This window comes from Micromonospora sp. NPDC051925, assembly GCF_044548625.1.
GTDB lineage: Bacteria > Actinomycetota > Actinomycetes > Mycobacteriales > Micromonosporaceae > Micromonospora.
The window spans coordinates 163,814-183,591 of the sequence record NZ_JBIUCH010000011.1 but is presented as its reverse complement, the minus strand read 5'-3'; the positions used below and the strand labels follow the sequence as shown (position 1 = coordinate 183,591).

The 19,778-nt window shown below is 73.7% G+C and carries 14 protein-coding genes; 5 read left to right on the top strand and 9 right to left on the bottom strand.

Going from position 1 to position 19,778, the window contains the following annotated elements; genetic code table 11:
* Positions 1-8 precede the first annotated feature (8 nt).
* Together ACIG87_RS17175 and ACIG87_RS17170 are read right to left on the bottom strand one after the other, a co-directional pair.
* Positions 9-2,837: an ATP-binding protein gene (locus ACIG87_RS17175; protein ID WP_396851471.1), complete on the bottom strand. Its 2,829-nt coding sequence runs from the start codon at positions 2,835-2,837 to the stop codon at positions 9-11.
* A 154-nt stretch (positions 2,838-2,991) separates the two neighbouring features.
* Complete coding sequence (locus tag ACIG87_RS17170; protein ID WP_396851470.1) at positions 2,992-3,216, bottom strand: zinc ribbon domain-containing protein; 225 nt, start codon at positions 3,214-3,216, stop codon at positions 2,992-2,994.
* A 56-nt stretch (positions 3,217-3,272) separates the two neighbouring features.
* Here ACIG87_RS17170 and ACIG87_RS17165 point away from each other — a divergent pair, with 56 nt between their 5' ends.
* The 3 genes from ACIG87_RS17165 to ACIG87_RS17155 all read left to right on the top strand — a co-directional run bounded on the left by ACIG87_RS17165 (position 3,273) and on the right by ACIG87_RS17155 (position 9,156).
* The gene (locus tag ACIG87_RS17165; RefSeq protein WP_396851469.1) at positions 3,273-4,637 is read left to right on the top strand and encodes a lytic murein transglycosylase; all 1,365 of its coding nucleotides are present in this window, start codon (positions 3,273-3,275) and stop codon (positions 4,635-4,637) included.
* 72 nt (positions 4,638-4,709) lie between these two features.
* Positions 4,710-5,726, top strand: a complete 1,017-nt coding sequence (locus ACIG87_RS17160) for a GNAT family N-acetyltransferase (RefSeq protein WP_396851545.1) — start codon at positions 4,710-4,712, stop codon at positions 5,724-5,726.
* Between the two features lie 157 nt (positions 5,727-5,883).
* Positions 5,884-9,156, top strand: coding sequence for a lamin tail domain-containing protein (locus tag ACIG87_RS17155; protein WP_396851468.1), 3,273 nt, complete (start codon positions 5,884-5,886; stop codon positions 9,154-9,156).
* A 56-nt stretch (positions 9,157-9,212) separates the two neighbouring features.
* On the opposite strand, the gene ACIG87_RS17150 is transcribed toward ACIG87_RS17155, so the two are convergent.
* The 7 genes from ACIG87_RS17150 to ACIG87_RS17120 all read right to left on the bottom strand — a co-directional run bounded on the left by ACIG87_RS17150 (position 9,213) and on the right by ACIG87_RS17120 (position 16,869).
* Complete coding sequence (locus tag ACIG87_RS17150) at positions 9,213-9,836, bottom strand: helix-turn-helix transcriptional regulator (RefSeq protein WP_396851467.1); 624 nt, start codon at positions 9,834-9,836, stop codon at positions 9,213-9,215.
* A 781-nt stretch (positions 9,837-10,617) separates the two neighbouring features.
* A complete protein-coding gene (gene hemB / locus ACIG87_RS17145) occupies positions 10,618-11,601 on the bottom strand; it encodes a porphobilinogen synthase (protein WP_396851466.1) in 984 nt (327 codons plus the stop codon).
* A gap of 19 nt (positions 11,602-11,620) precedes the next feature.
* Complete coding sequence (locus ACIG87_RS17140) at positions 11,621-13,201, bottom strand: uroporphyrinogen-III synthase (protein WP_396851465.1); 1,581 nt, start codon at positions 13,199-13,201, stop codon at positions 11,621-11,623.
* Positions 13,198-14,166 carry a hydroxymethylbilane synthase gene (gene hemC, locus ACIG87_RS17135; protein WP_396851464.1) on the bottom strand — a complete coding sequence of 323 codons (969 nt, stop codon included), beginning with the start codon at positions 14,164-14,166 and terminating at the stop codon, positions 13,198-13,200. The genes ACIG87_RS17140 and hemC overlap by 4 nt, the downstream gene beginning before the upstream one ends.
* The gene (locus tag ACIG87_RS17130) at positions 14,163-15,554 is read right to left on the bottom strand and encodes a glutamyl-tRNA reductase (protein WP_396851463.1); all 1,392 of its coding nucleotides are present in this window, start codon (positions 15,552-15,554) and stop codon (positions 14,163-14,165) included. The genes hemC and ACIG87_RS17130 overlap by 4 nt, the downstream gene beginning before the upstream one ends.
* Positions 15,551-16,321: a redox-sensing transcriptional repressor Rex gene (locus ACIG87_RS17125; protein WP_396851462.1), complete on the bottom strand. Its 771-nt coding sequence runs from the start codon at positions 16,319-16,321 to the stop codon at positions 15,551-15,553. Before ACIG87_RS17125 ends, ACIG87_RS17130 begins: the two co-directional genes overlap by 4 nt.
* A 293-nt stretch (positions 16,322-16,614) precedes the next feature.
* Positions 16,615-16,869 (bottom strand): glutaredoxin family protein, encoded by a 255-nt coding sequence (locus ACIG87_RS17120; RefSeq protein WP_328342627.1) that lies wholly within the window; start codon positions 16,867-16,869, stop codon positions 16,615-16,617.
* 725 nt (positions 16,870-17,594) lie between these two features.
* Here ACIG87_RS17120 and ACIG87_RS17115 point away from each other — a divergent pair.
* Both ACIG87_RS17115 and ACIG87_RS17110 read left to right on the top strand, forming a co-directional pair.
* Positions 17,595-18,668, top strand: a complete 1,074-nt coding sequence (locus ACIG87_RS17115; protein ID WP_396851461.1) for an ECF subfamily RNA polymerase sigma factor, BldN family — start codon at positions 17,595-17,597, stop codon at positions 18,666-18,668.
* A gap of 230 nt (positions 18,669-18,898) precedes the next feature.
* Positions 18,899-19,762, top strand: coding sequence for a DUF5667 domain-containing protein (locus tag ACIG87_RS17110; RefSeq protein WP_396851460.1), 864 nt, complete (start codon positions 18,899-18,901; stop codon positions 19,760-19,762).
* Positions 19,763-19,778 lie beyond the last annotated feature (16 nt).

Here is a 19,778-nt window from a genome sequence, read left to right as displayed (position 1 = left end):
GGGGCGGTTCAGGCCCACTCCTCCCGGCGGTCCACGTCCCGAGGGCCGGCCGGTCGGGGCGCCGCCGACCCGGTGGTACGGAACCGGACCGAGTCCGCTGCCAGATCCGGGTGCTCCACCGCGAACGCCAACGCGGCCGCCTCCTCCAGACCCAGCTCACCGCCCTCGCCGTACGCGGCGTCGAAGGCCGCGTCGCCGAGGGTGCGCCGCAGCTCGGCCTGCCGCTCCCGCCAGTACGTGCCGAAGATGCCCGGGGTGCCCCGCAATCGGGCCCGGGTGGCCTGGGCCGCGCCGAAGAGTCTGGCCGCCGTCAACGGTTCCCCGCCCAGCGCGCAGCGCACCGCCACCGCGTTCACCGTGTCGCAGGCCCGCCCGTGGTAGCCGTGACCCATCCGGGCCCGCAACGCCACCAGCAGGTGCTCGTGCGCGGCCACCAGGTCACGCCGGGCCAGCGCCACCATGCCCAGCAGCATGTCCACCGACCGACGACCCCGCTCCACCGGCCGGGCCGCCTCCACCGGCCGGGCCGCCCCGAGCAGCTCCGCCGCCTCCGCCAACGCGCCCCGCCGCCACAGCAGCTCGGCCAGGTTGTAGATGGCCAGCAGCGCGTCCCCACTGACCTCCTGCTCGTTCGCCCAGTCGATGACCTCCCGGCAGACCCGCTCCGCCTCGGCGAACTGCCCCATGTCGACCAACGGCGCGGCCCGTCCGGCGAGCACCCGGGCCAGCAGCCCCGCGTCGCCGGCCTGCCGGGCCGCCGCCTCCGCCCGCTGCGAGAACCGCAGCTCCTCGGCGAACTCCCCGTCCGCGCCGGCGTGCAGCGAATGCAGGTGGTACGCCGCCGCCAACTCCGCCTCGGGGATCGCCTCGCCGGTCTCGGCGATCCGCCCGTACAGCCGGAACAACCACAGCCGGGCCTCCCGGGACAGCCCCCGCTCCCGCCACCACTGGTCCAGCCCACCGGCCAACCGCAGCCCGGCTCCGGCGCTGCCCCCGGTGGCCGACCAGCGCAGCGCCGCCCGCAGCTCGCCGGCGAGCGGGTCCAACGCGTAGAGCGACAGGGTGACCGGGCGGCCGTCCGCCCCGAGGTGCGCCCGTTGCAACGCATGCTGGGCCCAGGCCACGTGTCGATCCCGGGCGGCCTGCTCCTCACCGGTCTCGACCAGCCGCCGCGCCGCGTACGCCCGGATCGGGTCGAGCATCCGGTAGGTGCTGCCGGAGGCGTGCGGCTCGGCCAGCACCATCGACTTGTCCACCAGCACCGACAGCGGGTCGAGCGGATCGTCGCCGAGCAGCCACTCCACCGTGGCCAGGTCCACCGGCCCGGTGAAGACCGCCAACCAGCGCAACAGCCGGGCCGCCCGTGGCCCCAGCGTCCGGTACGACCAGGTGACCGTGGCCTGCATGGTGAGGTGCCGCTCGGTGGCGGACCGCTGCACCGCCCGGTGCGCCGGGCTCGGCGGAGTCTGACCGGCGGCGGCGGCGACCAGGTCCACGGTGTCCTGCTGGTTGCCCGCCCAGCCCAGCTCGGCGGGCGGCTCCGGAGCGCCCCGACCGGCGTCGAGGGTGCCCAGCACGTCGTCCAACCGGGCGGCCAACTGGCCGGCGGAGAGCACCCGCAACCGGGCCGCGGCCAGCTCGATGGCCAACGGCAGCCCGTCCAGCCGCTGCACCACCCGGCGCAGGTCGGCGGCCTCCGCCCACTCCGGGGGGCGACCACCCCGGGCCGCCGCCGTGCGGTCCAGCAGCAGCGCCACCGCATCGCTCTCGCTACGCCCCGGCTGCGGGTCGACCGCCAGCGGCGGAATCCGCCACACCACCTCGCCGGGGAGACCGAACGCCTCCCGGCTGGTGGCCAGCACCCGCACCCCGCTGCCGCCCGCGAGCAGTCGGGAGATCACCTCGGCGCAGGCCGCCGGCTGGGCGTCACAGGTGTCGAGCACCACCAGCATCCGCCGGACGGCCGCGTACTCGACCAGGGTGTCCAGTATCGGGCGGCCCGGTTCCGGACGCGGCCCGAGCACGGCGGCGACCGCGAACGCCACCAACCCCGGATCGGTGACCGCGGCGATGTCGACGAACCACACCCCGTCCGGGTACGCCTCCACCTGGCCGGACGCCACCTCGATGGCGAGTCGGGTCTTGCCCGCGCCGCCCGCGCCGACCACCGTGACCAGCCGGTGCCGGCGGATCAGCAGGTCCAGCTCGCCCCGCTCGCTCTCCCGGCCGACGAACGAGGTGACCTGGGTGGGCAGGTTGTGCGCCAGCGCCTCGGCGGTGCGCGGACGGGGGAACTGCCGCTCCAACCCCGGCGCGACGAGCTGGAACAGCCGTTCCCGGTCGTCGAAGCCCCGTAGCCGGTGCAGGCCCAGGTCGAGCAGGGTGGCCCCGGAGGGCAGCGGGTCGGCCAACCGCGCGGTGGACGCCGAGCACAGCACCTGTCCACCGTGCGCGGCGGCGGCCACCCGGGCTGCCCGGTGCACCTCGGGGCTGGCGTACTCGCCGTCACGGGGTTCCGCGTAGCCGGTGTGCAGGCCCATCCGTACTCTCGGCGCGGCCTCCGGGTTCGGCCAGTCGTGGGTGGACAGTGCGCGCTGCGCGGTCAGGCAGGCGGTCAGCGCCGCCGACGCGTCCGGGAAGGCGAGGAAGAAGGAGTCCCCCTCGGTCAGCAGCTCCGCGCCGTCGGTCGCGGCGAGGGTGTCACGCAACAGCCGACGATGTTCCCAGAGCACCGGGCGGTAGTCCGGCCCGAGCAGCTGGGCCAGCCGGGTGGACCCTTCGATGTCGGTGAACACGAAGGTCACCCAACCGCTCGGGAGGTGTATCCGTGGCGACATGCGTGGCACCTCCGCCCCTGACGTCGGGTTCATGCTGCCCTATGGTCAACCGGTCACGCATCGTGAGAACGGTCGGGCGATATCGGCCCCAAGGTGACACTGATGCAGGCGTACCGGCGCACCGCAGCGTTACACCGGACGGAGTCCGGGCCACTCAGCAGCCGCAGCCGCCACCGCAGCAGCCACCACCGGCGGGCGCCGCCGGGGCGGAACCGGTCGCGGAGCCACCTCCACGGCCGGTGACAGCCACGGTGGAGAGGAGTTTGACCGTGTCGGCGTGACCCTGGGGGCAGTCGGCCGGCGCACCGGCCTCGGCCATCGGTCGGTTGACCTCGAAGGTGTCGCCGCAGGCGCGGCAGCGGAACTCGTACCGGGGCATGTGTCCACCCTACGGCCGGACCTGACTCCCGGACCGACATGGGTGATACTCAAACAGTGGTGAGCGGCGAAGATTCGACGGTCCGGCCCCTACGAGCAGCGGCCCCGCCCGAGGACGTGCCCGCCGCCCCGCGTCGCGGCTGGCTCCCCCGGCCCCGCCGACCCCGGCACGACCCCTCGACCCTGCCAGCTTCCTCGACCCTGCCAGCTTCCTCGACCCCGCAGGTTTCCTCGGCCGCCGGTGCCGCGACGGTGGACACCTCCGCCGGAGGTCACCTGCCGGCCCCCGACACCCGCCCGGACCCGACGGACCGCGAGAACAGACCGGCCCCGAACACCGATACCGGCGGCGAACCCGAGCCGACCGCGAAGACCGACACCCAAGCCCCGCCCGCCCCGAAGACCGACGCCGACAACGCACCCGAGCCCACCGCGAAGACGGAGGCGGGCGGTGGGGTCGCTGGTGGTGCGGTGGTGGGTCGGCGGCGGCGGATCCCGTTCGCGCACGCCGTCCGGCTGCCGCCGCCCCGGCAGGCGGTGGGGGCCGCGACCCGGGCCACCCGGGCCTGGTCCCGCCGTCCCAGCGGTCGACTGACCCTGCCCGGTCTGTTCCTGTTCGCGCTGGTCGCGGCGACCGCCGCGGTCGGTGCGGTGGTGGTGCCGGCCGCCGTTCGGGCACCCCGCCCGGTCGCGGTGGACGACACCGCGACCGCCGGCCTCGGGATCCCGTCGGGCGGGGCCACCGGGGTGCCGGTGGTCCCGGGCGTGACCGCGCCCGGCATGCCGTCGGGCAGCCCGCTGGCCGGCGGGGTCACGCCGACCGGGCCGGTCGCCCCGACCGGCACCGGCCGACCCGCCGACGCGCTGGCCGAGTGGGCCCGGGTCACCGGCGGCCGGGTGGGCATCTCCCCGATCGCCATGCAGGCGTACGGCTACGCCGAACTGGTGCTCGCCCAGACGAACCGGAGCTGCCAGCTGAGCTGGACCACCCTCGCCGCGATCGGCTACGTCGAGTCCCGGCACGGGCAGGCCAACAACGCGACGCTCGGGCCGGACGCCCGCGCCGTGCCGGAGATCATCGGTGATCCGCTCGACGGCAAGGGCGGGCGTTCCCTGATCAGGGACACCGACGGCGGGCTGTTCGACCGGGACACCACCTACGACCGGGCGATCGGGCCGATGCAGTTCATCCCCACCACCTGGGAGCAGGTCGGTGCGGACGCCGACAACGACGGCCGCAAGGACCCGCACGACCTGGACGACACCGCGCTCGCCGCCGGGAACTACCTGTGCCAGGGCGGCCGGAACATGACCATCCCCGGCGACTGGTGGGGTGCCATCCTCGCCTACAACGACGTACGCCGGTACGCCCAGGACGTCTTCGACAAGGCCAACGAATACGGACGTGCAAGTCGTACGTGAGGTGATCGTTCGCATACATTGGCGGACCGGACACTTCCCCCGAGAAGCCGTTGACGGCAAGCTAGACGGGTGATGGTGCGCGAGTGGGATCCCCGAACCGCGTCGTCCGCCGAGATCGGCTCCGTGCTGGACACGCTGAACGCGGTCCTCGCGGCTGACCTCCCGCAGGACCCGCCCTGGCGGGAAGATTCCCTGCGGGAATACCTCTCCGAGGTGATGCCCGGCGAACGACGCATCTCCTGGGTGGCCCAGGCCGATCCGCCGGCCGGGGGCGGCCCCGGCCCGATCCTCGGGCACGTGCACGTGCTGCTGCTCGGTGACATCGGCGTGCTGGAGGTGCTGGTGCACCCGGCGGTGCGCCGTAGCGGGCTCGGCCGTGAGCTGGTGCTGATCGCCGCCCGCCGGGTCTACCAGGAGGGTTTCCGGTCGATCGGGGTCGAGGTGGTCGGCGACACCCCGGCGATCGGCTTCTACTCGTCGCTGGGCTTCACCCGGGAGTACGTCGAGACCCGCAGCGTGCTCGACCTGGACACGGTCGACTGGACGGCGCTCACCGAGATGGCCGCCGGCGTCGGCTCGGGCTACCACCTGGAGTTCTGCCCCGGCGGGCCGTCCGACGACCTGATCGAGGCGTACGCGCGGGCGAAGGCCGAGGTGCGTGACGTCGACGACGGTGAGCTGCGCCCCAGCTCGTACGACCCGCAGCGGCTGCGGGACAGCCTCGACACGCTGCACCGCCGGGGCATGAAGCCGTACATCGTGCTCGCCCTGCACGAGCAGACCGGCACGGTGGCCGGCCTGACCGAGGTGGTGGTGCCGGCCCAGCACCCCACCCGCGCCGACCAGTACGACACCATCGTGGGGCAGGATCACCGGGGCTACGGCATCGACCGGGCGATGAAGGCACGGATGCTGCTCGAGCTGCGCTCCGCCGAGCCGGAGCTGGTCGAGGTGCAGACCTGGAACGCCCAGGCCAACGAGGCGATGCTCAAGGTGAACGCCGAGCTGGGCTACCAGACCGATCGGGACTGGTGCGAGTACAGCGTGGACGTCGCCGAGCTGGTGCACCGGCTCGACGCCCAGCGCTGACCGGCCCCCGGGCCGGCGCAGCCGACCTCCGTACGCCACAAGTGCGACGCTGAGCAGCGCTGTCGCAAATTCACCACATCGCCGCCCGGGGGATGGACGGCGGACAGTGACGCACCTTAACGTGCGTTGGTTCCCGTCCACCCATCGTGGAGGCCCCATGCGCCTGCGCCGCAGATTCGCCGCGCTCGCCACCGTCGCCGTCGTCGCCGTACCGGTGCTCGGCGTCGCTCCCACCGCGGCCACCGCCGCGCCCACCGACCTGTTCATCTCCGAGTACGTCGAAGGCTCGTCGAACAACAAGGCGATCGAGCTGTACAACGGCACCGGCGCCCCGGTCGACCTGACCGCCGGCGGTTACCAGCTCCAGCTCTACTTCAACGGGTCCACCACGGCCACGAACATCGCCCTCACCGGCACGGTCGCCACCGGGGACGTCTTCGTCCTCGCCGCCGCCTCGGCCGGGCCGGCGATCCTCGCCCAGGCCGACCAGACCACCTCTGCCAGCCTGTACAACGGCGACGACGCGATCGTGCTGCGCCGGGGTGGTGCCGTGCTCGACGCGATCGGTCAGGTCGGCGTCGACCCGGGCACCGAGTGGGGCAGCGGGCTGACCAGCACCGCCGACAACACCCTGCGCCGGCTGCCGTCGGTCTCCACCGGGGACACCGACCCGACCGACGCCTTCGACCCGGCCGCCCAGTGGGCCGGGTTCGCCACCGACACCTTCGACGGGTTGGGCGCGCACACCGTCGACGGCGGCGGCCCGGTGGACCAGCCGGCCGTGTTGAGCTGCGGCGGCGCGTTGACCGTCGAGGCCGGTGCGACCGCCACCCGCGAGGTGACCGGCACCGACCCCGACGACACGATCACCGAACTGGCGGTCACCTCGGTCAACCCGGCCCCGGCGAGCGGCACGATCAGCCGTACCGCGTTCACCCCGGCGACCACGGTGGGTGGCACGGCGACCGCGACGGTCACCGCCACCGGCCTGCCCGGCGGCACGTACACGGTCACCCTGACCGCGACGGACGCCGACGGTGGCACCGCCACCTGCCCGCTCACCGTGCAGGTGAACTCGGTGCTGTCGGTGGGCCAGGTGCAGGGCCCGACCCGGGACGACGAGAACCCGCGCACCGACCGGTCGCCCCTCGCCCCGGCCAGCGGCAACGGCACCAGCGCGACGCTGTACGACGTGCGCGGCGTGATCACCCAGAAGTCGCTGGCCCGCACCTCGGCCGGTGCCGACCAGTACGGCTTCTACCTGCAGAGCCGCACCGGCAGCGAGGACGGCGACCCGCTCAGCTCGGACGGCGTCTTCGTCTTCATGGGCTCGTTCACCACGCTGATCGGGGGCTACGCGCCGACCGTCGGCGACGAGGTGGTGCTGCGCGGTCGGGTCTCGGAGTACTACGACCAGACCCAGCTCTCCGGCGCCTCGCTGGTCCGCAGGCTCGACTCGGGGCTGGACGTGAACACCGCCGTGGCGGTGGACGACGCGATCCCGCCGGCCGACGCGACGGCGGCGGACCGGTTCTGGGAGCGGCACGAGGGCTCCCGGCTGCGGGTGCGCAGTGGTTCCGGCGTCACCGGCCCCCGGGACGTCTTCGGCTCCACCGCCGACTCCGAGGTCTGGGTGGTGGACCGGGACGACCCGCTGATGAAGCGCACCGACCTGTACGCCCGCCGGGTGTTCCGGGACACCCACCCGCTGGACGACGTGCCGGGGCAGCTCTTCGACAACGGCAACGGCCAGCGGATCCTGCTCGGTGGTGGCGGGGTGAAGGCCACCGCCGATGACTCGACGACGCTGCTCCCGCCGGCCCGCACCTTCGACACCCTCACCGCCGACGCGTTCGGCGCGGTGTCGTACGGCTTCAGCAAGTTCAGCGTGCAGCCGGAGGCGCTCTCCCTGGCCGCCGGGGTCGACCCGGCGACGAACAACCCGCCGCGCCCGGCGGACCGGTCCCGGGAGGTCGCGGTGGCGACCTACAACGTGGAGAACCTGTACGACTTCCGCGACGACCCGTTCGACGGCTGCGACTTCACCGGCAACTCGGGCTGCCCCGGGGTCTCCCCGCCGTTCGACTACGTGCCGGCGAGTGAGGCCGACTACCGGGAGCACCTGACCGAGCTGGCCGCCCAGATCCGCACCGACCTGCACGCCCCGGACCTGATCCTGGTGCAGGAGGCCGAGGACCAGGACATCTGCGCGGTCTCCGGAGGCAGCCTGGTCTGCGGCGGCACCGACAACGCCGACGGCGCCCCGGACACCCTCCAGGACCTGGCGTTGGCGATCAAGGCGGCCGGCGGCCCCGCCTACGCGGCGGCGTACGACCGCACCGGCGCGGACGCCCGGGGCATCACCTCGGCGTTCCTGTACCGCACCGACCGGCTGTCGCTGGCCGGGGCGACCGCCACCGACCCGCTGCTCGGCTCCTCCCCCATCGTGCGGTACCGGTCGGCGGGGCTGGCGTCCAACGCGGACGTGCAGAACCCGAAGGCGCTCAACGCGGTGCTGCCGGCCGACACCGACACCTCGACCGGCAAGGACGGCGACAACGTCTTCACCCGGGCCCCGCAGCTCGGCAAGTTCGTGGTGCAGTCGACGCCCGGCGGGTCGGAGTCCTACCTGCTGTACGCGCTGAGCAACCACTACTCGTCCGGCCCGGACACCCGGGTCGGGCAGCGCACCGAGCAGGCCGGGTACGGGGCGGCGATCGTCACCGCGATCGAGACGGCCGACCCGAACGCCCGGGTGGTGTACGGCGGGGACCTGAACGTCTTCCCCCGGCCGGACGACCCGATCGCGACCGGGGCGAACCCGACCCCGTCGGACCAGCTCGGCCCGCTCTACCGGGCCGGCCTGCACAACCTCTGGGACGACCTGGTGGCCGACGTGCCGTCGGCGGCGTACTCGTACAGCTACCAGGGGTCGGCGCAGACGCTGGACAACCTGTTCGTCAACGACGCGCTCCACGACGACCTGGTGCAGATCCGGGCGGCGCACGTCAACGCGGACTGGCCGGCGGACTTCACCGGGGACGGCTCGCGCGGGGCCAGCGACCACGACCCGCAGGTGGCCCGGTTCCGCAGCCAGCCGTCGCTGCGGGTGGCGGACGTCTCCGTGGTGGAGGGCGACCGGGGCACCAGCACGCTGACCTTCCAGGTCACCGTGTCCCGCCCGCTGTCCCAGCCGACGCGGCTCTGCGCCGCCACGGTGGGGCTGACCGCGACCGTCATGGTGGACTTCGCGCCGTACGTCGGCTGCCGGACCCTGGCCGCCGGGCAGACCTCGCTGGCCTTCCCGGTGACCGTACGCGGTGACCGGAAGCGGGAGGCGGACGAGAAGATCGCGTTCGCGGTAGCCGGTCCACTGAACCTGCGGTTCGCCGACCCGTTGGCGACCGGCACCATCGTCGACGACGACTGACGGCCCCGCACGTCCGACGGCCCGTCGGTCCGGCTTCCCGCCGGATCGGCGGGCCGTCACCATTGCGGGCGCACCACCCGGGGCGGGGGTGGCACGTTGCGGTACTTCGCCACCCGCACCTCCCACTGGCTCCGTCGGCGCATGGCGTCCCGGACGGCCCGGTTGCGATAGAACGTCTCCGGCGGTCGGGCGAGCCCGTAGACGTCTGCCCACCACTCACCCGGTTCCGGGTCGAGAATCGTGTCCAGGTGGGAGGGGTAGCGGCGCTCCGCACCGTCCCGGGCATCGTCGCGGTCCCGCATCGGGGTGAGCACCCGGCCGAACTCGTCTACCACGGCCAGTCGGAAGCCGGCCGCCGCGATGATCCGGCGCAGCAGGGCGATACTCGGAGTGAGCGCGCCCGCCTCGATCCGACCCACCGTGCCGTGGTGCACCCCCGCCCAGCGCGCCAGTTCCCGTTGACTCGCGTCGGCGCGACGCCGGACCGCCCGTACGATGCCGGCTGCCGGCCAGGGCAGGTCGTACGGCTTACTGAGGAAGGTCGGTGGCTCGTTCTCCGATAGCGTCGACGACCGCCCCTCCGCCCCGGCGGGACCGGAACCCGGAGCGGGACCGGAACCCGGAGCGAGACCGGAAGCGGCGGTCGAGGCGGGGTCGAGCGGCAGTGCGGAGTCGGTCATGCATCCACCGTCGCGCCCGACGATGCCCCGTCGCAACCCCGCCGCCGCCACCTGTGGACAACTCCGCCCCCTGTGGAAAACCTCGCCTCGCCGAGGACCAACGCGACAACACTGAGTAACTTGGCCACCCCCAGCCAACTCGGTCACGATCAGTAGCCGCCACACTGCCTCCCTTACCCGACCAAGATCCACCAAACTCTTCTCACCTGGGAGAACGCTGCCAGCCCTGCGCCCCGCACCTATCCCTGTACCGACGCTTTGCTCTGCTGCCCTTCACGCGACGGACACCCACAGCTACCGTCGCGCAGAAGGCAGCAGAGCAAAGCATGCGAACGTGGGTACGGTTTCGGGGCATTCGAGCACGGAGAGCAACGGACGGTGCAGCTCGCGCGGGCTGCCGCCGCGCATGGGGACGGGGCAACACCAGGCGCGAGACGTGGAGTTGCTGACCATCGCGCTCTCGTCGGCCGGGGAAGTGCGGGCGAAGACGGGACACGAGGGGCCGGGACCAGGCAGGACGGGACGGGACCAGGCAGGACGGGACCAGGCGGAAGGCAGCATGGGGCCCGGCCAAGAAGGCGGAAAGGGGCGGCGGCGGGAGCGGGCCGAGGGGACGGCCGAAGGGTGACGGGGCTGAGGCGGGAGCAGGCCGAGGGGACGGCCGGAGGTAGCGGGCCGGAGGTGACGGGGGCGGAGGGCAGGACGGGGACGCGGCGGGAGGTCGAGCGGGCGCAGCAGGGGAGGCGGTCGGGCGGACCGGGCCCGGCGCGGCGCGCGGGGCTCAGTAGCGCTGGCGCAGCAGACCGGCGGCCTCGACCGCCCAGTAGGTCAGGATGACCTGCGCGCCGGCCCGGCGGATCGAGGTGAGCGTCTCCAGCATCACCCGCTCGCGGTCGATCCAACCGTTCGCGGCAGCCGCCTCGACCATCGCGTACTCGCCGGAGACCTGGTAGGCGGCGACCGGGACGTCGACGGCGGCCCGGACCGCCGCCACCACGTCGAGGTAGGGCAGGGCCGGCTTCACCATCACCAGGTCGGCGCCCTCGGCCACGTCCAGCTCGACCTCGCGCAGCGACTCCCGCAGGTTCGCCGGGTCCTGCTGGTAGGTGCGTCGATCGCCGTCGAGCGCCGACTCGACGGCGTCGCGGAACGGGCCGTAGAAGGCGGAGGCGTACTTCGCCGTGTACGCCAGCACCGCCACGTCGGTGTGACCGGCGGCGTCGAGGGCCCGGCGGACCACGCCGACCTGGCCGTCCATCATCCCGGACGGGCCGACCATGCCGACCCCGGCGTTCGCCTGGGCCACCGCCATCTCGGCGTACGCGGCGAGGGTGGCGTCGTTGTCGACGTCGCCGGTGGGGGTGAGCAGACCGCAGTGCCCGTGCGAGGTGAACTCGTCCAGGCACAGGTCGCTCATCACCACGGTGGCGTCACCGACCTCGGCCACCACGTCGCGGATGGCGACGTTCAGGATGCCGCCCGGGTCGATCCCGCCGGAGCCGCGCGCGTCACGCGTCGCCGGCACCCCGAACAGCATGATCCCGCCGACCCCGGCCTGGACCGCCTCCACGGCCGCCTTGCGCAGCGAGTCCCGGGAGTGCTGGAGCACTCCCGGGAGCGACGCGATGGCCCGTGGCTCGGCCAGCCCCTCCTTGACGAACATCGGCACGACCAGTTCGACCGGGTCGACGCGGGTCTCGGAGACCAGCCGCCGCACGGCCGCGTTGCGGCGCAGCCGGCGGGGCCGGATCTCGGGGTACGGCATGAGGGGCCTCCCAGTACGGCTAGCGGAACCTGAGGGCGGTCGGCCCCTGCACCTTCGAACCACGACGCTGCTTCGCCGGCATGGCGGCGAGCTTCTCGCGCAGCTCGACGGCGTAGGCGGCGAGCGCCTCCACCAGGTCGGGCACCGAGGCGTGCGGAGGCTGCACGTCGACCCGCAGGCCGAACTCCGTGGCGGTCTCCGCCGTCTTGGGCCCGATGACGGCAACAACGGTACGCGTGTGCGGCTTCCCCGCGATACCGACGAGGTTACGCACCGTCGAGGAGGACGTGAAGAGCACCGCGTCGAACCCACCCGACTTGATGGCGTCCCGGATCTCGGCGGGCGGCGGGGCGGCCCGGACGGTCCGGTACGCGGTCACGTCGTCGACCTCCCAGCCGCGCTCGGTGAGCCCGGCGGCGAGCGTCTCGGTGGCGATGTCGGCGCGCGGCAGCAGCACCCGGCCGACCGGGTCGAGGATCTCGTCGTGCGGCGAGAACTCGGCCAACAGCCCCTCGGAGGACTGCTCCCCGGCGGGCACCAGCTCCGGCTGGATGCCGAACGCGCGTACCGCGTCGGCGGTGGCCTCACCGATACAGGCGATCTTGACGCCGCCGAAGTGCCGGGCGTCCAGGCCGTGCTCGGCGAACTTCTCCCAGACCGCGCGGACGGCGTTGACCGAGGTGAAGATCACCCAGGCGTACCGGCCGTCGACCAGGCCCTTGACCGCCCGCTCCATCTGGGCCGGGGTACGCGGCGGCTCGACCGCGATGGTCGGCACCTCGCACGGGATCGCCCCGTACGCGCGCAGCCGGGCGCTCATCGCCCCGGCCTGCTCCTTGGTCCGGGGGACCAGCACCTTCCAGCCGTACAGCGGGCGGTTCTCCCACCAGCTCAGCCTGTCCCGCTGGCCGACGCCCTCGCCGACGGTGAGCACCACCCGGCCGGTGAAACCGAGCGCCGCCGCGACGAACGAGTCCACGCTCGACGTGGTGGTGTACTGCGTCTCGCCGGTGCCGTCGCCGGTCACCCCGACCCCGGTGGTGCCGTCCACCCCGGCGGCCAGCAGGCCGTCCCGGACGGCGGCCAGGTCACCGGCGTCGACCGCCAGGGCCAGCGAGCCCCGGCCGACGGCGGCGGCGAGCGCGTCGAAGTCCAGCGTGCCGACGTCCTCGACATCGGCGGCGGTGCGTACCCCGGGCAGCGGCACCCCGGCGTAGGTGGCGACGCCCTCGGCCTGGCCGACGCCCGGCACCACCTCGAAGTGCGCGGCGGTACGGGCGACCGCCTGCACCTCCTTGACCACCGAGTCGTGGCCGAACGGGTCACCGGCGACCAGGTGCACCGCGTTGAGCCCGGAACGGGCCGCGCTGATGAGCATCTTCGCCACGTCGCCCGGCACACCCTCGGCGGGGCTGAACTGGGCGTCGGACCTGGCCTGGGCACGGACGACGTCGAGCAGCGACTCGGGGACTCCCCGGTCGTACACCACCTGGTCGGCGTCGACCAGGGCGTCGTGGGCCCGGCGGGTCAGCAGGCCCGGGTCACCGGGACCGGCGCCGACGAACGCGATGCGGCCGACGGGCTTACGGGTGCGGGTCATTCTGTGCTCCCAAATTGCTGGGTCCCCGGGCCGGTGCTTCCTTCGTGGCCGAGGATCGAGTCGGCGCCGAGTTCGAGGAGTTCGGCGGCGAGTGCCTTGCCGATCTCCGCCGCGTCGGCGGGCGTTCCGGTGCGGGACAGCCGGAGGTCTCGGGAACCGTCCGGGCTGATCACCGCCCCGCGCAGGTAAATCTCGTCGCCGTTCTCGCCTTCGGCGAGTTCGGCGTAGGCGGCGACCGGGGCGGAGCACCCGGCCTCCAGGGTGGCCAGCAGCGCCCGTTCCGCGGTGACCGCGGCCCGGGACGGTGCGTGATCGAGCGCGGAGAGCAGCTCGACCAGGTCGGAGTCGTCGGCCCGGCACTCCACCGCCAGCGCGCCCTGGGCGGGCGCGGGCAGCATCAGCATCGGGTCGAGCGTTTCGGTGATCACGTCGGTCCGCTCGATCCGGGCCAGCCCGGCCCGAGCCAGGACGACCGCGTCGAGGTCGGCGTCCGGGCCGAGCACCCGGCCGAGCCGGGTGTCGATGTTGCCCCGGATCGGGGTGACCTCCAGTTGCAGGCCGAGGGCGTGCAACTGGGCGATCCGGCGCAGCGCGCCGGTGCCGACCACGGCCCCCGGCGGCAGCTCGGCGAGGGTACGACCACCGGTGGCGACCAGCGCGTCGCGCGGGTCCTGGCGGGGCGGCACCGCCGCGACGACCAGCCCATTCGCCCCGGCGGTGGGCAGGTCCTTGTAGGAGTGCACGGCCAGGTCGATGGTGCCGGCGGTCAGCGCGTCACGCAACGCCGACACGAAGACGCCGACGCCGAGCCGCTGCACCGGCGCGGACGAGCGGTCACCGGCGGTGACCACCTCGACCAGCTCGACGGCCCGGCCGGTCGCCGCGGTGATCGCCGCGGCGACGTGACCGGACTGGGCCAGGGCCAGGGCGCTGCCCCGGGTGCCGAGGCGCAGGGGGGTACTCATCGCTCACCTCCGGTGGGCGGCTGGTCGGTGCCGGTCGTCGGCACACCCGCGACCTCGAACGAAGCACGGCCGTCGACGGTCTCGACCACGTCGGGCACCGAGTCGACCGGGGAGGTCTGCGGCACCTCCAGGTCGAACAGCTCGCGCAGCAGCGCGGCGTACTGGTCGCCACCCGGCTCGGCGGCGAGCTGGCGGACCTTGACGGTCGGCTGGTGCAGCAGCCGCTGCACCACCCGGTGCACGGTCCGGGCGACCTCGGCACGCTGGTCGTCGCTGAGATCCGGGCGACGCTGGGCGAGCCGGCGCAGCTCGGTGGTGACCACGTCGTCGGCGCGTCCGCGCAGGGCGGCCACGGTGGGTGCCACGTCGGCCCCCCGCAGCCAGCTCAGGAACGCCTCGACCTCGGCGGTCACGATCCGGGTGACCTCGGCGGCGTCGGCGGCGGCCGGACCATCGGCGAGCAGGGTGGCCATCCGGTCGATGTCGATCACCTCGACGCCGGCCAACTCGGCCACGTCGGGCGCGACGTCGCGGGGTACGGCGAGGTCGAGCAGGACCAGCGGTCCCCGGTCGGGGTCGCGGAGGGCGAGCGCCCCGGTCACCACGTCGAGGGTGAGGACCGGTTCGGTGGCCGCGGTGGCGGCCACTACGATGTCCACTGTGGAAAGCGTGTGGACGAGTTCGGCCATCGGGACGGCCTTCGCCCCGTACGACTCGGCCAGGCGGACGGCCCGGTCGGCCCCCCGGTTGGTGACGGTGAGCGGGCCCGCCTCCCGCCGGGACAGCGTCGCCACACTCAGCGCGCCCATCGCGCCCGCGCCGACCACCATGGCCGGCCGGCCGGCGAGGTCGCCGTCGAGCAGTTCGGCGGTGAGGTCCAGGGCGGCGGTGACGACGCTCTGCCCGGCCCGGTCGATGTTCGTCTCGGCGTGGGCCCGCTTGCCGACCCGCAACGCCTGCTGCATCAGCTCGTGCAGCAGCCGCCCGGCGGTGTCCGCGCCGGAGGCCCAGTGGTAGGCGTCCCGGAGCTGGCCGAGGATCTGCGCCTCACCGACCACCATGGAGTCCAGCCCGGCGGCGACCCGGAACACGTGGTCGACGGCGGCGGAGTCGTAGTGCACGTAGAGGTGGTTGGCGAACGCGGCGGGCGGGGCGCCGGCCTGCTCGGCGAGGACGGCGCAGATGTCGCCGAGGCCGCCGTGGAAACCGGACACGGCGGCGTACACCTCCACCCGGTTGCAGGTGGAGACGAGCACCGCCTCGGCGACGTACGGCTGGGCGACCAGGCGGTCCAGGGTCCGGGTGAGGTCGGCGGGGGCGACCGCCAACTGCTCCAGGGTGACCACGGGAGCGGTGCGGTAGGACGCGCCGACGACGAGCAGCTTCACGTGCCGATCGCCTCCTGGGTGTCGGGGGTCGCGAGCCCGCCGGGCAGGGCGGTGAGGGCGGAGCCGCCAGCGGCGGGCAGCGCGGTCAACGACGCCTTGCGGTGCTCGTGGAAGGACAGGATCTGAAGCTCGATGGCGAGGTCGACCTTGCGCACGTCGACCCCGTCCGGCACCGAGAGTACGCACGGGGCGAAGTTGAGGATGCTCGTGACGCCGACGGCGACCAACTGCTCGGCCACCGCCTGGGCGGCCGGTGCCGGGGTGGCGATCACGCCGATCGAGATCGCCTCCTCGGCGGCCACCCGGGGCAGTTCGTCGACGTGTCGTACGACCAGGCCGTTGATCATCTCGCCGACCCGGGACACGTCGGCGTCGAAGAGCGCCGCGATCCGGAAACCCCGGCCGGCGAAGCCGTCGTAGCCGGCCAGAGCGTGACCGAGATTACCCACCCCGACCAGGGCGACCGCCCGGCGTTGGGTGAGCCCGAGCACGAACTCGATCTGGTCGACCAGCAGGGCGACGTCGTAACCGACCCCCCGGGTGCCGTACGAACCGAGGTGGGAGAGATCCTTGCGGAGCTTGGCCGAGTTGACCCCGGCCGCGCCGGCCAGGCCCTCGCTGGACACCGTCTCGTGCCCGGCGTCGGCGAGATTGTGCAGGGCGCGAAGATACTCGGGGAGCCGCGCGACGGTCGCCTCCGGGAGGTCCGGGAGCGCCGGTACGGCACCGGCGCGATCGGGCGCGCCTGGGTGACGGTGCTGACTCATGAGACTCCGTGCGGTGCGATCCTCGGCCGACTCCGGTGCCCGGCCCTTTGGGGACCCCCGCCGGCAGCCGGGAGAACCGGCCGTGCTAGCAGGGCGCTTTGGAACTACAGAGTAGGCGCTTGTGAAGACGTGCACAAATCGCGATCTTGCTGACTCGCGGCACCCCTCCACCAGCTCCTCCATCCCACAAGATCGATCCGGCGCCGCAGGTGGGCCGCCGCGCGATTATTGCTCAATCCCGACTTCACTCACCAATCGCGCGTAGCCGCCGACACCCCGTGATCCGCGCCACCCTAGAGCTGAGGAGTGGTCAGGTCGCGCAGCAGCCGCTCCTCCTCCACCCGCCAGTACCCGTGCTCCTTGCCGTCGAGCAGCACCACCGGCAGCCGGTCGCCGTACTCACGCTCCAACTCGACGTCGCCGGTGACGTCCTTCTCCACCCACCGGTCGCCGGTGACCGCCACCACCCGCTCCAGGGCGGCCTTAGCGTCCTCGCACAGATGGCAGCCGGGCCGGGTGATCAGGGCGAGCCGGGCGTCAGTGGACATCGGGACCTCCGGGTACGGGCGGCCGAACTCGGCCGCGACTGGGGGTTACGCGCGGTGGACGGGCCGCTGCGCACCGGACGCCGGAAGCCCGACGCCGCACCACGCACGCCTGCCCAGTCTCGCCCGTCCACAGGTGCGGCACACCCCGGACGGCCGAGCCGGTCGCCGGCCCGTGACCCCCGCGGTGGCTGAGTCTGACACGCCGCCGGCCGCCCGGCCAGGCCCACACACCGCACGGTCACTCAGCGTAAGGAAGGTCGGTCGGTCGGGCCGGTCGGCGGCGTCCGGACCGCCCCCACGGCGAGCGGGAAACGCCGGCGACCGGACCGGCGGTGCGCTTCGCCGGCGACCCGCTGCCCCTACTCTGACCTGGACTTTCCACCCCTAAGCAAGTCATGACGTGAAAGTCAACCGACCACGACGGACAACCGGTCCGGCAGGTGTGCGCGGGCCGCGCAAATACTTTGGCCCTGTGTAACGGACTTGCCACACGCGGGTGACGTTGGCCCTATCATCACTCGGGTCGACTCGCCCCATTTGCCGTGAGTCGACACCCCTCAGCCCGAGGAGGCCCCCGTGCCTGTGCGCGCATTGGACCAGCACCTCAAGGGGATCTGCCGCGCGTCGGCACACCCCCACACGGCCATGCCCGTCAGGGGCAGACCCGGCGCGGCGATCTCTCGCCGCCATCCGGGCCCGGTCGTGTCGCGCCCCGGGGAGGCCCGGTGACCGCCTTCGGCTACGCGGATCGCCCCTCCGGCCTCACCGGGCCAGCGCCCCGGGCATCGGTCAACGAACGGTTGGATCCGGCCCGCCCGGACCCGGCATCCCGCCGGGTGCACCAGCGTCCGCACCACAACGAGGCGGCACCCCGGGCCGGGGCGCCCGGCGGCAACGCCACGCCGTCCGGCCGGGTGACCTCGCCCGCCCGACCACCCACCATGCCGACGCAGAGTCGACGGGTCGACGACCCCCCCGCCGTCGGCGATCCGGCCAGCGGGGAGACCGCCCTGATCCCGGCCGTTCCGGCCGACGACACCGCCCTGATCCCGACCGTCCCGGCCGACGACACCGCCCTGATCCCGACCGTCCCGGCCGAACCCACCGCGCTCCCGGCGATCCCGGCCGACGACCCGCCCGCCGCCGATGCGCCCGGCACCGTCCCGCCCGGCACCGTCCCGCCGCCCACCGGCACCTCGCCCACCGGCTTCCCGAGCCGGCCCGACCCGTCCGACCCGGCCACCGAGGTATGGGCGCTGGTCGAGCGGGCGCAGGGCGGCGAGGCCGAGGCGTTCGGACTGATCTACGACCGGTACGTCGACACGGTCTTCCGGTTCGTCTACTTCCGGGTCGGCAACCGCCAACTGGCGGAGGACCTCACCTCGGACACCTTCCTGCGCGCCCTCAAGCGGATCGGCAGCTTCACCTGGCAGGGCCGCGACCTGGGCGCCTGGCTGGTCACCATCGCCCGCAACCTGGTCGCCGACCACTTCAAGTCCGGCCGCTACCGGCTGGAGGTGACCACCGGCGACGTGCTCGACGCGGACCGGGAGGACCGCGGGCCGGAGGGCAGCCCCGAGGCGGCGGTGGTCGAGCACATCACCAACGTCGCGCTGCTCACCGCCGTCACCCGGCTCAACCCGGAACAGCAGGAGTGCATCGTGCTCCGCTTCCTCCAGGGCCTCTCGGTGGCGGAGACGGCCCGTGCGATGGGCAAGAACGAGGGAGCGATCAAGGCGTTGCAGTACCGCGCCGTCCGGGCGCTGGCCCGCCTGTTGCCGGACGGTTTCCAGCCCTGACCTGCGGCAACGATCACTCTTCGTGATTTCGCTCCCGGCCGCCCCGTAACCGGTGCCCGGTGCGGAGCGTTTCTCCGGGTGCGGCCGGTGGTTGTTCCGGCGCTCCCGGACCCGTCCCGGTCCGGAGCAGCGCCGCCGACCACGACCCTGGTACGACGGTGCACGCCGCCGCCGGTCGCTGGGAACCACCGCGGCCGACCGGCCGTGACCAGCGAGAGGGGGTGCCTGCGGTGGACAGCGACCTTTTCTCCCGTCGTCGGGCCGTACGCTTCGCCCAGCTTCTCGACGAGGCCAACGGCGGCCGACGCCACCATGTCCGGTCCCGCGCCGACGGCCAGCTCGCCGCGCTCGTCGCGGTCGGGCAGCGAATCGTCGCCGAACGGCCCGACGTCGAGGTGGACGCCGAGTTCCGTGCCGGCCTGCGGGCCATGCTGATCGCCGCGGCCGAGCGGGAGAGCGCCACCGATCCCGTCGCCGACGTCCCACCGAAGGCCACCGCCCGGGGTTCGCTGCTGGGCGGTGCGACCGCCCGGCGGGCCCGGGCCCGGGGTGCCATCCTGGTCGGTATCGCGGCCGGGGCGGTCGCCGTCTCCGGCATCTCCACGGCCAGCGAGAACGCGGTGCCGGGCGACGCCCTGTACGGCATGAAGCGCTCCACCGAACGGGCCCAGCTCGCCCTGGCCAGCTCGGACATCAGCCGGGGGCAGCTCTTCCTCGACTTCGCCCGGACCCGGCTCGACGAGGCGGCCACGCTCCGCAACGACGCGACCGGGTTCAGCACGGTGCTCGACGACATGGACGCCGACACCCGGCAGGGCGTACGGCTGCTCACCAGCGGCGCCGTGGAGCGCGCCGATCCGACGGCGCTGGACGCGGTGAACACCTTCGTCGCCGGGCAACGCCGAGCGGTGAGTGGCCTGCTCGACGGGGCCGGTTCCGCCGAGCGGGAGCGCACCCGGCAGTCCCTCGCCCTGCTCGACGCCATCCGCAAGCGCTCCGACGCGCTGCGCGCCGCGATCACCTGCGAGCTGCCTGCCCCGGCGGGCAGCGACGCCCTCGGCCCCGCCCCGGCCGCCTGCCCGATCGATCGCTGACCGGCGGCGGAGCCGC